The sequence below is a fragment of the Mesorhizobium sp. BH1-1-5 genome (assembly GCF_020165615.1).
In the GTDB taxonomy this organism is placed as follows: domain Bacteria; phylum Pseudomonadota; class Alphaproteobacteria; order Rhizobiales; family Rhizobiaceae; genus Mesorhizobium.
The window spans coordinates 388,944-404,556 of the sequence record NZ_JAIUIM010000001.1 but is presented as its reverse complement, the minus strand read 5'-3'; the positions used below and the strand labels follow the sequence as shown (position 1 = coordinate 404,556).

Sequence of the window (15,613 nt, the reverse complement as noted above, 5' to 3'; positions counted from 1 at the left end):
ACCTCAGTTGGCGAGCTTGCTTGCGGAGAATTCGATCCGCCGGTTCAGCGCCTTGTTCTTGAGCGTATCATTGGCGGCGACAGGCTTGTCCTCGCCATAGCCGGCGGAGCTGATCTGGTTGCCCGGAACACCATCGGCGACCAGAGCCTCGGCGACCGCCTTGGCGCGCCGTTCGGAGAGCGCCTTGTTCGCCTCGGGTGATCCGTCGGAATCGGTATAGCCGGACACCTCGACCTTGAGGGTCGGGCATTTGCCGACGACGCCTTCGACCTCGGCCAGGAGCGGGCGGCTCTTGGCGTCGAGCCTGGCGCTCGCCTGGCGGAAATAGATGGCGCCGGTGCGCGAGAGCACAGCAAACCTGTTGAGGCACTCCTCGTCGCTGAAATTGGCCTTCGCCGCATCGGTTGTGACAGGACCGACCTCGGCAGTCGAGGTCGCAACGGCCTGTACGGCGGCCGGCTTGCCGCCATCGGCGTTGAAGACGAAATCGAACGACACTGAAGCGGTCGGCACGATGTTGGTCACATTGGCGGCCTGCTGCAACTTGTCGACGTTGGGCAGCAGGCCGAAATCCTCGACATGGACAGCGACGGGCGCCTCCGAGGCGACGGAAACCTGGGTATCGCTGATCATGGTGACGACGACGCTAGCCTCCAAATCCTTGCTGACGCCATGCAGGCTGAGATGGAACGGCAAGGTCGTCTTCACCCGGCGCTTGGTCGGCAGGTCGGCGAACGCGGCGGGGTCCACCTTCGCCGTCACCTCGGCCGTGGGATAGGTGAATGTCTCGAAGAACAGGAAGCGCATGCGGACATTGCGCAAGTCGACGCCGGTGTCGACGGAATTGAGGTCGAAGCTGATCTTCGCATCGCCTGCTGAACTCAACGATCCGGTGATGTTCCTGATCTTGTTGGTCTCGACGATCGTGTTCTTCTTGACCGACTGGTAGGTGAGTACCGAGGCGGACGGGTCGAGCGTCCAATTGGGCGCGGCGCTGGCTGCCTGCGACCAGAAGACCAGAAGCGTGCCAACGACAAAGCCAAAAGCCGCGGCCCTAGTCCGCGCTTTTTGCCACAATGCAACGACTTCGAACATGGAACGCCCCCGCCAGGACAACCCGATCTCGATACCGGCACGTGGCGGGAGCATAGAGCACTTGGCCCTGCTTGGCGAGCGATTACGGCGGGCTCGATAAATGACCCGCCGCAGCTAGCGAGTGCTCATCCCCAACCGCCGCCTCCGCCTCCGCCGCTGCCCCCGTTACCTCCGCTGCCGCCTCCTCCGCCCAATGGCGCAATGACGGGCGCGGTTTCGGTCTGCACGGGCTTGATCAGTTTCTTGGCGGTGACCTTCTTGCGTTGGACGACTTTTGGCGCGGTCGTGGTGCGAACGACCTTCGTCCTGTGCTTCGCCGTCGGTGCCGGCTCGATCCTGGGCGTCACGGTCGTACACCCGGCGACCGCGAGAACACCCGATAGGATCGTTGCGACGATTGCGTGTTTCGATGCCCAGCCCACCACATTGCCTCCTTGTGATCAGAACAAGTCCCGGCGCGGATTGGCTTGTTCCCAGACCGCCCTGGCCGTCTTGACCAGCTGATCGTCCAACGAGCCGTCCGCCGTAATCTTCGATTTGAGTTCCCCACGCATCTGTTTCAGAGCCGCAGTCTTCGCCTTCGCCCCGAATTTCGCCAGCGTCGCCTTTGCGTCCGGAATCTCATTGCGTAGATCGAGCGCCGCCGCGAAAGCGAGATAGCGCGCGGCCACGGCCTGATCGGCCTTGTCGCCTCTTTGCATCTCCAGCGCCGCGCGATCATACGCAGCCGACTGATCGCCGCGGTCGGTCGCCAGCTCGAACAGCTTTTGCGCTTCAGCCAAATCCTGCTGCACGCCAACCCCATCCCGGTACATGCGTGCAAGGCTGCCGGGGGCATAGGGCTGGCCGAGATCCATCGACTTCTGGAACAGCGAGAGCGCGGTCTTGGGGTCTTTTTCGACCCCCGTGCCGGCGAGATAATTGCGGCCGAGCAGGTTCATCGAATACATATCCTGCCGCTCGACGCCCGCCTTGAGGAAAGCCACGGCGCGCGCCGGATCGGCAGGCACGCCGTTACGACCTTCCGTGAAGATCGCGGCGAGATCGTTCATGGCATAGGTATGGCCCATCGCCGCCGCCTTGAGCAGCAGGTCAAGCCCCTTGCCGGTATCGCGGTCGACGCCGTAGCCGTTGAACAAGGCCCGGCCCCATGAGGTCATGCCATAGGGGTCGCCCTTCTCGGACGCCGCGGCATAGAAAGTGTTGGCCTGCTTGCGGTTGGCGGGGATGCCCGTGCCGGTCGCGTTGAGGTAGCCGAGCTCGAACACCGCGCGGACATGTCCCTTGTCGGCGGCCGCCTCGATCGCCTTCCTGGCCTCGTCGACCTTGCCGGCGGCCAGCAGCGCGCGCCCGAGCTCGTAGTGGAAGCGCGCGACATCGGGATAGGCCTTCACCGCCGCCCGGCAGGACTCCACCGCGCCGGCGGCGATCTCGTTCGGCAACAGGCCGGGGACGACACCCTGAAGGTCCAAAGGTTCGCCTGCCTGCGTGTCGCACGGGTCGACGCTTGGCGACAGCTTCATTGTCGCCGGCTTTGACGGCGTGTTGTCGGCCCTGATTTCGACGCCGACTATCAATGGCTGGACCGTGCCTATCTGAGGTTCGTAACGCAGTTTGTCGACTTCATCGGCCATCAGGCTCGATTGCGGCGACAGGGTTCGATCCGGCAGCGACAGTGTCCCGGTTGCCGGATAGCTCGCAAGCTTCACGCTTACGGCCGGGTCCTTGGTCGGGAAATCCAGCTTCAGCGGCACGGGGCCGACACCGACGGGAACCTTGAGGTCGCGGTTCTCGATCGCCTCGGCGGCGCCGGCGATATGGATGCCGCGCTCCACCACCTCCTGCTTCTGCTCGGACTCCAGCGAGGCGACGAGCTGCTTGCCCGCAGCGCCCTCGCCGTTCTTGACCCGGAACACCAGTATGCCCTGCGAGCCGCCGCCCCATTCGTCATGCGTGGTGTAGGCCAGCATATCGACCTGGTCCTCGGCGTCGGCCCCCTTCGGCACGTCCATCGCGAGCCGTGGCAGATCCTTGCCCTCTATCGGCTCGCCCGTCGCGACCGGCTTGCCGTCCAGGGTCAGGCGCCCCAGCGCCGGCGGCCTTTCGATGCTGATGGTGACGGCGCCGCCGTCGACATCGACCGGCACCGGCAGGTCGAGCGCGACTGGTCCGACGCCCGACGGCACGGTTTTTTCCAGCACCGGCGGCAAAGCCGGCCGGCTGGCGCGACGCATCAGCACCACCTCGTCGATCAGCGATGAGTTCTCCCACGGAACCTGCGCACCCTTGGTGGCCTCGACCACGTCGCGGCGCACGGCAGCCATCACCGAGCGTATCTCCTGGTTCGGCGCCAGCGCGCGGCGGGAGAAGGCGGATGAAAACGGGCTGAGATCGCCGGAGCCGTCATAGGCGACCGCGCCGGGCTCGGTGGCGAAGGCTATCAGCGTGTTCAGCGAACTTTTCACCTGCGCAAGGCCGGTGCCGCCGACGGCGATCAACTGGTCGCGCAGCCAGTAGTCCTTGCGCGGAAACGGATTGTTGCGGCAAGCGTCGAGGATGATCACCTGGATTTTCGATTTGGCGCGCAATTGCTGCAGCACGTCGTCAAGCTTGACCGCCTGGACCTCGATGTCGGCTGCAGCCTTGAGCGACGCATCGACCGGGATCAGGAAATTCTCGCCGCCGATCTGAAAGCCGTGACCGGAATAGTAGACGACCGCCAGATCCGCGCCGTCCGCCGCCGCGAGATAGTTGCGGAACTCCTTCTCGAACTGGAGCTTGGTCAGGTCCTTGGCGACGAACACATCGAAGCCGGCCAGCCGGAAGGTGCTCGACACGTCCTCCGCATCCTTGTCGGGGTTCTTGAGGGCCGGGATTTCACGGTATTCGGAATTGCCGATGACAAGGGCAACCCTTCGATCGGCGCGCGCCTGCACCGTCGTGAGGCCCACGAGGATCAAGGCTGCAATCAGCGCGCAGCGTCGCAGCATGGCAAAATCCCTAACCGCTATGACCTGTCGGCCACAAGAACGCAGCTTGCGACGCGGAGGTCTGTTAAAGAGTTCACAATCCGCCCAGACAGGATGGAACCCTTGCACTAACGACAGGATGCATGCGTATCGTCCAATCCGGCTGAGATTACCGCAGAGACTTCGACACCGCAACGGATCCGCAACAACGAACCGGATCGCGGCCATTGGCGGGCTCCCAGCCCGACCATTGCCTCCGCGCCGCACTGCGCGTTTATTAAAGGCGCCGAAAGCAGCAACCGGGAACCATATGCTGATAGAGACGAAGCTCCAGCCGCCTTATTTGCGCGATGCCCTGGTTCAGAGGCCGCGGCTGCTGCGCACCCTGGATGCCGCGACGGCGGGGAAGCTGACGGTGGTGACTTCGCCCGCCGGCTTCGGCAAATCGACCCTGCTCTCGCAATGGGCGGCCGGCATATCCGGCGGCATCGCCCAGGTCGCCTGGCTGTCGATCGACCGGCTGGACAATGATCTCGCTCGCTTCCTCAAATACCTCGCCGCCGCGTTCCACCGCGTCGACCCCGACATTGCCGGCAATGCGGAATCGCTGATCGACTCCAGCCCGGTGACGCCGGTCGATTCCATCCTCACCGCTATCATCAACCAGCTGTCGCGCCGGGCCGCGCCGATCTACCTCGTTCTCGACGACGCCCATCTGATCGTCTCCGGCGAGATCGCCGCCTGCATCAACATGCTGGTCGCTTATGCGCCGCCGGCCTTGCGCATCGTGCTCGCGACCCGAGGCGAGCTGCCGCTCGAGCTCGCCCATATGAAGATGAAGGGGCATGTCGTCAGCCTCGGCGACAGCGACCTGCGCTTTTCGCTTGAGGAGACCGAGGATTATCTTGCCAATGTCTGCGGCCTCGACCTCGCCGTCTCGGCCGTGGTGGCGCTTCACCACAAGACCGAAGGCTGGCCGGCCGGCCTGCAGCTTGCCGCCTTGGCGTTGGCGCATGAGGGATCGCGAGAAGCCTTCATCGCCGAATTTTCCGGCAGCCAGCGCGACGTGGCTATGTTCCTGACCCACGACGTGCTCGCCCGGCAGGCGCCCGAGATCCAGGATTTCCTGCTCAGGACCTCGATCCTCGACCGCTTCTGCCTGGGCCTCGTAGAGGCGGTCTGTCCGGGACGGGACTGCGCCGCGGCGCTGGCGACCATCGAGCACTCGAACCTTTTCCTGATCGCGCTCGATTCGTCCGGCCAATGGTTCCGCTATCATCACCTGTTCTCCGAATTCCTCCGCAATAGGCTGGACGCCTGGGCGCCGGAAGCCCGCAGGGACCTGCATCGCGCCGCCGCCGCCTGGCTGGCCGCCCGGGGCCATATCTCCGACGCTGTCGACCACGCGCTCGCCAGCGGCGATGCCGACCATGCGGCGCGCCTGGTCGAGGAATGCGCCATGCCGCTCACCATGCAGGGTCACATCCCCAAGCTCACCGAGTGGCTGAACCAGCTGCCCCCAGATCTCATCGCCGCCCGCCCTCGCCTGCTCCTGGCGCGTGTCTGGGCGCAGTTCCATATGAGCCGGCCGCGCCAGGCGGTCCGCATCCTCAAACAGGCCAAAAACCTTGTCGGGCAGCTTTCCGAGCGCGGCGAGATCGACCGCGCGACCACCCGCTCGCTCAAGGCCGAGCTGCAGACGCTGACGGCCGGCGTCATCAGCGCCACCGACCGCTCCCGCACCGCGACCCGCGTCGCCTCGCGCTGGCTTGCGGATTTTCCCGAAGACGAGCCTTTCGCGCGCGGTACGCTCGCCAATATCTGCGCCTTCAGCCACTATTCGCTCGGCGAGCTGGACGCCGCGCGCCTGCGCAGCCTCGCGGCGCGCGACCATCATGCCGCCGCCAATTCCGTTTTCGGCATCGTCTATTGCGACCTGCTGCTGGGACTGGTCGAGATTTCCGCCGGCAACCTCGCCGAAGCCCACCAATTGCTCGACCGCGCCTGCCGGCTGGCCCGCGAGCGCCTGGGGTCCGGTTCCTACACGGAGGCGATGACGGCGATCTTCCATGTCGAGCTCGCCTATGAATGGAACGACCTGCAGGGTGCCGAACGCATCCTGCACCAGCACCGGCAGATCATCGAGGAATGCGGGCTCGTCGTGCACGAGATGGCCTGCAAGCTGCATCTGGCCCGGCTCTCCGCCGCGCATGGCCGGCACGACGAGGCTATCGTCTTCCTCGAACGGGCCGAACGGCTGGGTATCGAGAAGCGCTACCGCCGGCTGACGGCCGCCGCGCTGAACGAGCGGGTGCGGCTGCTGTTGTCGCGCGGCGACGTCCGCGCCGCACGGCTGGCGCTGCGCTCGCGCGGCATCGAGCCTTCGGCCGAAAGCCGGCCCGCCCCGATCCATCCGCTCGACGAATATGCCCATATCGGCGCCGCGCGCGTGCTGATCGCCGAGGGCCACCCGGCGAAGGCCATCGCCGTGCTCGACCGTATCGCCGAACGCATGCGCCGCGACGGCCGCCTGCGCGGCTTCATGCAGGTGCGGGCGCTCGTCGCGATCGCCGCGCACAGCGCGGGCGAAACGCTGCTGGCGCTGGCGGCGGCGGTCGACGTCGTCACCCTGGCGCTCCCGCAGAACGCTTTGCGCTCGCTGATCGACGAGGGCCTGCCGATGCGCGAGGTGCTCGAATTCGCCCGGGCGCGAATTCCGGCCTGGTCGCGCAATTCCAGCACGGCGACCTTTGTCGACGCGCTTCTGCGCGAGTTGGGCAAGACCGCGCCGGAACGCGCGCGTCCGATTGCAATCGCCGCGAGGAAGCAAATGCTGAGCAGCAAGGAAACCGATGTCGCCGCCCTGCTGCTTCGCGCCTACACCAACCGCCAGTTGGCCGAGACGCTGTCCATGGCCCCCGACACGGTGAAATGGCACCTGAAGAACATCTTCGGCAAGCTCGGCGTCTCAAGCCGGACCGAAGCGGTCCTCAAGCTGAAGGAAATCGGGCTCGACGGCTCAACGGAGCGCCAGCTGGCCGGATAACCACCCGAAGGGGTGGGCTCAAAAAACCCACCCTTTACCCGAAGGTGTCGGGACAGCGCTCATGCAGCGGGCCATCATCCGGCCGAAATACGCTGGGTGGGAGCCGCATGGCGACTGGTTTCGTTTTCCACGAACTTTATCTTTGGCACAACACCTGGAACTGGAACCAGGTCTTCCCGCCGAGCCTGACGGTTCAGCCCGGCACCCATGCCGAAAATCCCGAGACCAAGCGTCGCCTGCGCAACCTCCTGGAAGTGAGCGGCATCCTCGACCATCTGGTCACCATCAAGCCACGGCGCGCCACGGTCGAGGAGCTTTCGCGGGTCCACACGCCGGCGCATATCGCCAAGATCAGGGAGATCAGCGACCGCGGCTATGGCGACGCCAGCTCGTTGACGCCGCTCGGCGCCGGCAGCTATGAAATCGCTCTCCTGGCGGCCGGCGGCGCCATCAAGGCCATCGAAGCCGTCATCACGGGCCAGGTCGACAACGCCTATGCGCTGATCCGCCCGCCGGGCCATCACGCCACCGCCGATGTCGGCATGGGCTTCTGCCTGTTCTCGAACGCCGCCATCGCCATCCGGCATGCGCAGCAGCTGCATGGGCTGACCCGGATCGCGACCGTCGACTGGGACGTGCATCACGGCAACGGCACGCAGTCGATCTTCTACGACGATCCGAGCGTGCTTTCGATCTCGCTGCATCAGGACAATCTGTTCCCGGCCAATTCCGGCGCGATCGCCGAGAATGGCGAGGGCAAGGGCAAGGGCTTCAACATCAACGTCCCGCTGCCCCCGGGGTCCGGTCCCGGTGCCTATGCCGCGGCGTTCGAACGCGTGGTGATCCCGGCGCTGACGCGCTTCAAGCCGGAGCTGATCGTGGTGCCCTCGGGCTTCGACGCCTCCGGCGTCGATCCGATGGGACGCATGCTGATGAATTCCAGCGGCTACCGCAGGCTGGCGCGCATGCTGCTCGACGCGGCGCGCGAGCTGTGCGGCGGGCGCCTGGTGATGACGCATGAGGGCGGCTACTCCGAAATGTACGTGCCCTATTGCGGCCTTGCCGTGATCGAGGAGCTTTGCGGGCACCGCACGGGCGTCGAGGACCCGTGGGACCAGTTGATGGGACAATGGGGTGGAATGTCGGCGCAGCCGCACCAGACGGCGATCATCGACCAGGCGGCCGAGCTGGTCAAAAACATAAACTGACAAAAACTCACAAGGGGAATCGAGATGAAGCGCAGTTCGAAACTCACCACGCCGAATGTGATTGCCGGCTCGCGCCGCAATTTCCTGATCAAGGGCGGACTTGCGACCGCCGCGACGCTGACCGGCATGCCGGCCATGCTGCTTGCGATGAACAACGAGGCGCGCGCCGAAGGCGACCCGATCCCGGTCGGCCAGTGCGGGCCGACCACCGACTTCGCCGCGCCCGACGGCATCGAGTTCAAGAACGGGTTGACGCTCGCCTGCGAGGAGATCAACGCGCTGGGCGGCATCCTCGGCCGACCGCTGGAGCCGTCCTTCGAGGACACCGCGCAGATGGGCGATGCCACCAACGTGCAGGCGGCGCAGCGCCTCGTCGACCGGCATGGCGTGCACGCCATCCTCAACGGCTACAATATCGGCTCGGGCGCCGCCATCCAAGAGGTCGCCGCCGACAACGGCATCGTCTACGTCCACTATGACACCACGATCGGCCACAACAATCTGGTGAAATCCAACCCGGACCGCTACTGGGGCTCCTTCCAGGGCGATCCCGCCGAATACTGGTATGGTCCCGGATTCCTGAAGTTCCTGCAGGGACTGGAGGAGAACGGCGAGTGGAAGCGCAAGAACAACAAGATGGCGGTGATCCTGTCGGCCGGCGTCTATGCCTCCAACATCGCCAACGCCGTCAAGGAGCAGGCCAAGAGCTATGGCTGGGACATCAGCCTGTTCGAGACCGTCAGCGTGCCCGCGTCGGAATGGGGACCGACGCTGGCCAAGATCCGCCAAGATCCGCCGGCGGTGATCTGCATCACCCACTTCCTGCCCGCCGATCTCGGTCAGTTCGCGCTGCAATTCGCCTCCAATCCGACGCCGAGCCTGGTCTACATGCAATACGGCCCGTCGATCCCGGCCTTCCGCGACATCGCCAAGCAGGCGGCGAACGGCATCATCTACGCGACCGTCGTCGGCGCGCTGCAGGACGAGATCGGCACCGCCTTCGAGAAGCGCTACAAGGAAAAGTTCGGCCCGAACGCCGGCCACAATTCCGGCGCGCAGCCCTATGACGGCGCCTATGTCTGGGCGACCGCCGCCGCACTTGCCGGCGGCACGGGCGAGCCCGGCAACAACGACCAAAACCGCAAGGTTGCGGCCCGGATGAGCTCGATGATATGGCGCGGCGTCACCGGCACGACCCGTTTCATGCCGCTCGAGAACGCCGCCTACACCTATCCGACCCAGGTCAACGATTCATCGCTCGGCATGCCGCACCAGTTCCTGCAGATCCAGGACTACACCAAGGGTCCCGGCCTGATCGCGCCGGCGCCGTACGGCACGACCAAATTCATGATGCCGCCATGGATCAAGGCCTAGCCGGATGACGGGAGACGCCGCCGCGACGCCATTGCTGTCGTGCAGGCATGTCGGCAAGTCCTTCGGCGCGCTGGCGGCGGTCCGCGATCTGTCCTTCGATGTCGGGGCGGGAGAAATCCTCGGCATCGGCGGACCGAACGGCGCCGGCAAGACGACGCTGTTCGAGGTGATCTCGGGGTTGAACCCGGCCACCACCGGCACGATCGTGCTCGACGGCCAGGACATCACCGGGCATGCGCCCGAGCAGATCTGCCATGCCGGCGTTGCCCGCACCTTCCAGCTCAACGCCGGCTTCGACAGCATGACCGCGCGCGAGAACGTGCTGGTGGGCGCCTATTTCGGCCGCAGCAACCGGGCCGTGCCGACGCTGCGCGCCGGTCGCGCCGCGCATGAGGCCGCCGATGCCGCGCTTGAGACGCTTGGCATCGCCGATCGCGCCGACAAGGTCACCGGCAAGCTGCCGGTGCTCGACCGCAAGCTTTTGATGATGGCGAGCGCCATGGCGACGAAGCCGAAACTGCTTTTGATGGACGAGCCGGTCGGCGGCCTCACCGCGCGTGAGGTCGACCGTGTGATGGATGCCGTGCGCGCCATCAAGGCGGCGGGCGTCACAATCATCCTCATCGAGCATGTGATGCGCTTCCTGGTGCGCCTCTCCGACCGCATCATGATCATGCATCACGGCGAAAAGATTTTCGAAGGCCTGCCGACAAAGCTCCTCGACGACCGCATCGTCGTCGACGTCTATCTCGGCCAGGGCGCCTCCGAGCGGCTGCGCTCCTTCATGGAAAACACGCATGGCTGAGGCGGCGCTCGAGATCGTCGACGCCAGCGCCGGCTATGCCGGCCGCATCGTGCTCGACGCCATCAAATTGTCGGCAAGGAAGGGCGAGCTCACCGCCATTGTCGGCCCCAACGGCCATGGCAAGAGCACCCTGCTCAAGGCGATTTCCGGACTTGTCCCAGTGACGTCGGGCGAGATCCGCCTCGACGGCCAGCGCATTGACCGCCTGCGCCCCGACCAGATCGTCGAACGCGGCGTCATCCAGGTTCCGCAGGGCGATCTGCTCTTTCCGGCGATGACCGTGCACGAGAACCTTCTTATGGGCGCCTATGCCAACAGCGGCGGACTGGCCGAGCGGCTGGACTTCGTCTTTGCGCTGCTGCCCAAGCTGAAGGAGCGCCGCAACCAGACCGCCGGCACGCTTTCAGGCGGCGAGCGCCGAATGTGCGGCATCGGCCGCGGCCTGATGGCGGGCGGCGCGGTGCTGATGCTCGACGAGCCTTCGCTCGGACTGGCCCCGATCGTCATCGAGCAGATCTACGAGGTCATCTTCAACCTCAGGCGCGAGGGCCGCACCATCCTTCTGGTCGAGGAGAATGCCGAGCGGATCGCCGAGCATGCCGACATGATCCACCTGCTCGACAATGGCCGCATCGCCTGGTCGGGCCTGGGCGCCGAACTGATGGCGCGCCCGGAAATCGTCGAAACCTATCTCGGAGTGTGAGCGATGGACGTCCTGATCCAGATCATCGCTTCCGGCCTGACGCTCGGCGCCATGTACGCGGTCGCCACCATCGGCCTCTCGCTGGTCTACGGCTCGCTCAACATGCTCAACATGGCGCATGGCGCCATCCTGACGCTCGGCGGCTATATCTGCTACGCGGCCATCGTCCATGCCGGCCTCAATCCGGCGCTGGCGCTGCTCGCCGCCGCGCTCGTCTGCGCGCTGGTCGGGCTGCTGATCTATTTCTGCGCGGCGCTGCCGTTGCTCAGAGCCGAGAATTTCGAGACCAACATCTTCATCGCCACGATCGGCATCGGCAGCGTCATCGAGAACCTGATGCTGAAGGGTTTTGGACCTTATCCGATCCCGCAGCCGCTCGCGGTCGGCGGCCAGGTCGTCATCGGCAATGTGCACATACCGCTGCAGAACGTCTTCATCCTCGGCGTCGCCATCGTGCTGATGGTGACTGTCGCCATCCTGCTGCAGCGCACCAGCACCGGCCGCGCCATCCGCGCCACCTCGATGAACCGCGAGGCGGCGCAGCTCATGGGCGTCAGGGTCGGCCGCGTCTACGCGCAGGTGCTGGCGCTCTCCGGCGCGCTCGCCGCCGTGTCCGGCATCATGATCAGCTCGATCGCCACGCTGACGCCGGTGATGGGCGGCGACCCGATGCTGAAGGCCTTCATCGTCTGCGTGGTCGCGGGGCTCGGCAATGTCTACGGCGCCGTGATCGCTGCGATCGCGCTCGGGCTGCTCGAGGCCGCCACCCAATATGTGCTCGGCGTGCGCTGGAGCTTCGCCACCTTGCTGCTTCTCGTCATCCTCGTGCTGATCTGGCGGCCCTACGGCCTGTTCGGCAAACAGCAGGTGGTGCGCCTATGACATCCATCCGCCGAGACATCCTGATCGGTATTATCTGCCTGGCTCTCGCCGCCGCGCTCCCGCTTGCCATGCCCGGGCGCTACGTCATCACCCAGTCGACGCTGTTCTTCATCTGGGCGATCGTGGTGGTGCAGTGGAACCTCGTGCTCGGCATAGGCGGGATCTTCTCGCTGGCGCAGATGGCGCTGTTTGCCACCGGCGCCTACGCCACCGCAATGCTGGGCTTTTACTGGAAGGTGCCGATGCTTGCCGCCATCCCGATGGCCGGCGTCGTCGCCGTCGCGGTAGGCATGCTGATCGGCCTCGCGTGCCTGCGCCTGCGTGGCCCTTACGTGGCGCTGCTAACGCTGGCGATCGCGCAGGTCATGTATGTGCTCATCGTCAACGACACCGACTGCTTCACCACGGTCGGCGGCTGCATGCCGCTGTTCGGCGGCGTGCGCGGCATCGGCCAGTTCGGCGACATCGGCCTGCGCGCGCTGTTCCCGTCGAAGTGGTATGTCGCCCACTATTATGTCGGGTTGGCGCTGCTGGCGGTCGCAGTGACGATCTCGATCGTCGTCATCCGGGGACCGCTGGGCCTCGCCTTCCGGGCGTTGCGCGACAATTCGGACTACGCCATGTCGCGCGGCATCAGCCGTTTCAAATACCAGCTCTGGATCTTCGCGGTCTCCGCCTTCTTCACCGGCATCGCCGGCGGCTTCTACGCCATCCATTTCCGCGTCGTCGGCCCGACGGTGTTTTCCTTCTCGACGCTGCTGTTCCTGATCGCGATGATCGTCATCGGCGGCCTCGGCTCGATATGGGGCCCACTGCTCGGCGCCGCCGTGCTGATGCTGGCCGACGAAGGCATGCGGGAGCTGTCCGACTACCGCAACATCGGTCTCGGGCTGCTGCTGGCGGTCTTCGTCATTGCATGGCCGAACGGGCTGAACGGCTGGCTGCAGCGAAGCCGAACCAGCCGCAATTGACGACGGCTTTCATCGCCGCCATCGGCATTCGCGACGGCAAATCCGCGATCCCGGCGAGGACGCCCGGTCTTATCCGGGCATCCTCGGAGACTCACCTCGCCTGGGCGGTAGATTACTTCTCCGCGTAAGTCGGCCTGCCGTCCGCGCCCTTCTTCCATTCGTAGATGACATAGTCGGGACGCGTGATGTCGCCCTTCTCGTCATAGCCGATGTCGCCGATCGCCGTCTTCCACGGGCCGCCTGCCTTGATGGTCGCGCCGACCTTCTGCGCGTCGTCGGCCGAGCCGGTCTTGTCGATCGCCGCGGCGACGATCTGGACCGCCGCGTAGGAGTAGAGCGTGTAGGCTTCCGGCTCGAAGCCGGCGGCGCGGAACTTTTCGACGATGTCCTTGGCGGCGGGGTTTTTGCGCGGGTCCGGCGAGAAGGTGTTCAAGGTGCCGATAACGGAATCGCCGGCGATCGAGGCGAGCTCGTTCGAGACCATTCCATCGCCCGAGAACAGCGTCGCCTTCAGGCCCTGGTCCGCCGACTGGCGCATGATCAGGCCCGCCTCGGTGTGGAGGCCGCCAAAATAGATCAGCGTGACGCCCGCTGCCTTCATCTTGGCGATGAGGGCGGAGAAGTCCTTGTCGCCGACATTGATGCCTTCATACATCACCTCGGTGATGCCGTCGGCGTTCAGATCCTTCTTGGCGACATCGACGAGGCCCTGGCCGTAGGGCGTCTTGTCGTGGACGATGGCGATCTTGGCGTCCTTGAAGTTCGCGGCGATATAGTCTCCCGCAACCTTGCCCTGCTGATCGTCGCGACCACACGTACGGAACGTGTTCCACAGGCCGCGCTCGGTGTATTGCGGGTTGGTCGATGCCGGCGAAATCTCGAGCACGCCGTTCTCGGCATAGACTTCCGAGGCCGGGATCGACACGCCCGAGTTGAAGTGGCCGACCACATATTTCACGCCGTCCGCGACGAATTTGTTGGCGACCGAAATGCCCTGCTTCGGATCGGAGACATCGTCGCCGATCTCGATCTTGATCTTCTGGCCGAGCACGCCACCGGCCGCGTTGATATCGGCGGCGGCCTGCTCGGCACCTTTCTGGAACTGGGCGCCGAACGCCGCGTTCGGGCCGGTTATCGGTCCGGCTACGCCGATGACGATGTCCGCCCAGGCGTTGCCCGCGAAGGCGACAAGCGCGGCCGCGGCGACCGCGGACAAGAGATATTTCTTCATATGAGGCTCCCATTTTGCGTGGTGGGCATTGGTTGAGGCTTCGATGCGATGCCCACGTCCGACGCATCGAGCTGACTTGAGTTGGCGCGGACCGCTTGTGCCGTCGGGCGGCGGTCAGGCCGTTGCGACCGGTTCAGGACATGAGTTCCACCGCCAATGCCGTGGCTTCGCCGCCGCCGATGCAGACCGCCGCGATCCCGCGCTTGAGTCGGTGCTTGCGAAGCGCCGAAACCAACGTGACGATGATGCGCGCGCCCGACGCGCCGATCGGATGGCCGAGCGCGCAGGCGCCGCCGTGGATGTTCACCTTGTCGGCCGGCAGATCGAGCTCTCGCATCGCCGCCATCGGCACCACGGCGAAAGCCTCGTTGATCTCGAAGAGATCGACGTCGCGGATATCCCAGGCGATCTTTTCGCAGAGTTTTTGGATGGCGCCGATCGGCGCTGTGGTGAAATGAGCCGGAGCTTGCGCATGCGTGGCATGGCCTCGGATTGCGGCGAGTGGCACGATACCCCTCTTCTGCGCATCCGAACCGCGCATCAGGACAAGCGCCGCCGCACCGTCCGAGATCGAGGAGGAATTGGCCGCCGTGACCGTGCCGCCGTCCCGGAAGGCCGGCTTGAGCAACGGGATCTTATCCAGCCGCGCCTTTGCGGGCTGTTCGTCCTCATGGACGGCCTGAGCGACCCCACCATCCCTGACGGCGACAGGAGCGATCTCGTCGGCAAAATCGCCATTGGCGATCGCCTTCTGCGCCTTCCGCAGGGAGTCGATGGCAAATGCGTCCTGGGCATCCCTGGTAAATTGAAAGGCCTCGGCGCAGTCCTCGGCAAAGGTTCCCATCAGACGGCCCTTGTCATAGGCATCCTCCAGGCCGTCGACGAACATATGGTCGACGACCTTGTGGTGCCCCATGCGGTATCCGGAGCGCGCTCGCTCCAGCAGGTAGGGTGCGTTGGTCATGCTCTCCATGCCACCCGCCACGGCAACCGTCGCGCTGCCGGCGGCAATGCGATCATGGGCAAGCATGGCCGCCATCATGCCGGAACCGCACATCTTGTTGACGGTGGTGGCCGGGACGCCCAGAGGCAGGCCTGAGGCGAGCGCCGCCTGACGCGCCGGCGCCTGCCCCTGGCCCGCGGCCAAAACGCAGCCGACGAGCGCCTCATCGACGGATCCGATCCCGACCCGCGACCGTTCCAAGGCCGCGCGGAGCGCGGTGGCCCCAAGTTCGGCAGCCGCAACGTTCTTGAAAACGCCCTGAAACCCGCCAAGCGGCGTCCTGGCTGCTCCGGTGATTACGACAAGGTCTGCATGCTGGCGCAAAA

The 15,613-nt window shown here is 65.4% G+C and carries 11 protein-coding genes; 7 read left to right on the top strand and 4 right to left on the bottom strand.

The window, feature by feature from the left end:
- Nucleotides 1-3: 3 nt before the first annotated feature.
- Complete coding sequence (locus tag LB572_RS01995) at nt 4-1,095, bottom strand: OmpA family protein (RefSeq protein ID WP_224666496.1); 1,092 nt, start codon at nt 1,093-1,095, stop codon at nt 4-6.
- 440 nt (nt 1,096-1,535) lie between these two features.
- Nucleotides 1,536-4,085, bottom strand: a complete 2,550-nt coding sequence (locus tag LB572_RS01990; protein ID WP_224666495.1) for a caspase family protein — start codon at nt 4,083-4,085, stop codon at nt 1,536-1,538.
- 289 nt (nt 4,086-4,374) lie between these two features.
- On the opposite strand from LB572_RS01990, the gene LB572_RS01985 reads away from it, so the two are divergent.
- From LB572_RS01985 to LB572_RS01955, 7 genes are all read left to right on the top strand, one after another.
- Entirely contained in the window at nt 4,375-7,110 is a 2,736-nt protein-coding gene (locus LB572_RS01985) for a LuxR C-terminal-related transcriptional regulator (protein WP_224666494.1), read from the top strand.
- Between the two features lie 107 nt (nt 7,111-7,217).
- Nucleotides 7,218-8,318 (top strand): class II histone deacetylase, encoded by a 1,101-nt coding sequence (locus LB572_RS01980; protein ID WP_140803054.1) that lies wholly within the window; start codon nt 7,218-7,220, stop codon nt 8,316-8,318.
- Between the two features lie 24 nt (nt 8,319-8,342).
- Nucleotides 8,343-9,692, top strand: a complete 1,350-nt coding sequence (locus LB572_RS01975) for an ABC transporter substrate-binding protein (protein WP_224666493.1) — start codon at nt 8,343-8,345, stop codon at nt 9,690-9,692.
- Between the two features lie 4 nt (nt 9,693-9,696).
- Nucleotides 9,697-10,497: an ABC transporter ATP-binding protein gene (locus LB572_RS01970; protein WP_224666492.1), complete on the top strand. Its 801-nt coding sequence runs from the start codon at nt 9,697-9,699 to the stop codon at nt 10,495-10,497.
- Nucleotides 10,490-11,200, top strand: a complete 711-nt coding sequence (locus LB572_RS01965; protein WP_224666491.1) for an ABC transporter ATP-binding protein — start codon at nt 10,490-10,492, stop codon at nt 11,198-11,200. The genes LB572_RS01970 and LB572_RS01965 overlap by 8 nt, the downstream gene beginning before the upstream one ends.
- Before the next feature lie 3 nt (nt 11,201-11,203).
- Nucleotides 11,204-12,082: a branched-chain amino acid ABC transporter permease gene (locus LB572_RS01960; protein WP_224666490.1), complete on the top strand. Its 879-nt coding sequence runs from the start codon at nt 11,204-11,206 to the stop codon at nt 12,080-12,082.
- Nucleotides 12,079-13,053: a branched-chain amino acid ABC transporter permease gene (locus LB572_RS01955; RefSeq protein WP_224666489.1), complete on the top strand. Its 975-nt coding sequence runs from the start codon at nt 12,079-12,081 to the stop codon at nt 13,051-13,053. The genes LB572_RS01960 and LB572_RS01955 overlap by 4 nt, the downstream gene beginning before the upstream one ends.
- 112 nt (nt 13,054-13,165) lie before the next feature.
- On the opposite strand, the gene LB572_RS01950 is transcribed toward LB572_RS01955, so the two are convergent.
- Together LB572_RS01950 and LB572_RS01945 are read right to left on the bottom strand one after the other, a co-directional pair.
- Nucleotides 13,166-14,284, bottom strand: coding sequence for a branched-chain amino acid ABC transporter substrate-binding protein (locus LB572_RS01950; protein ID WP_140803059.1), 1,119 nt, complete (start codon nt 14,282-14,284; stop codon nt 13,166-13,168).
- 133 nt (nt 14,285-14,417) lie between these two features.
- The gene (locus LB572_RS01945; protein WP_224666488.1) at nt 14,418-15,611 is read right to left on the bottom strand and encodes an acetyl-CoA C-acyltransferase; all 1,194 of its coding nucleotides are present in this window, start codon (nt 15,609-15,611) and stop codon (nt 14,418-14,420) included.
- Nucleotides 15,612-15,613 lie beyond the last annotated feature (2 nt).

Bases quoted from the DNA above. Each gene is read 5' to 3' on its own strand.
- LB572_RS01965 (WP_224666491.1), top strand. From the start codon at position 10,490: ATGGCTGAGGCGGCGCTCGAGATCGTCGACGCCAGCGCCGGCTATGCC.
- LB572_RS01960 (WP_224666490.1), top strand. From the start codon at position 11,204: ATGGACGTCCTGATCCAGATCATCGCTTCCGGCCTGACGCTCGGCGCC.
- LB572_RS01990 (WP_224666495.1), bottom strand. From the start codon at position 4,085: ATGCTGCGACGCTGCGCGCTGATTGCAGCCTTGATCCTCGTGGGCCTC.
- LB572_RS01970 (WP_224666492.1), top strand. From the start codon at position 9,697: ATGACGGGAGACGCCGCCGCGACGCCATTGCTGTCGTGCAGGCATGTC.
- LB572_RS01955 (WP_224666489.1), top strand. From the start codon at position 12,079: ATGACATCCATCCGCCGAGACATCCTGATCGGTATTATCTGCCTGGCT.
- LB572_RS01975 (WP_224666493.1), top strand. From the start codon at position 8,343: ATGAAGCGCAGTTCGAAACTCACCACGCCGAATGTGATTGCCGGCTCG.
- LB572_RS01950 (WP_140803059.1), bottom strand. From the start codon at position 14,284: ATGAAGAAATATCTCTTGTCCGCGGTCGCCGCGGCCGCGCTTGTCGCC.
- LB572_RS01980 (WP_140803054.1), top strand. From the start codon at position 7,218: ATGGCGACTGGTTTCGTTTTCCACGAACTTTATCTTTGGCACAACACC.
- LB572_RS01995 (WP_224666496.1), bottom strand. From the start codon at position 1,095: ATGTTCGAAGTCGTTGCATTGTGGCAAAAAGCGCGGACTAGGGCCGCG.
- LB572_RS01985 (WP_224666494.1), top strand. From the start codon at position 4,375: ATGCTGATAGAGACGAAGCTCCAGCCGCCTTATTTGCGCGATGCCCTG.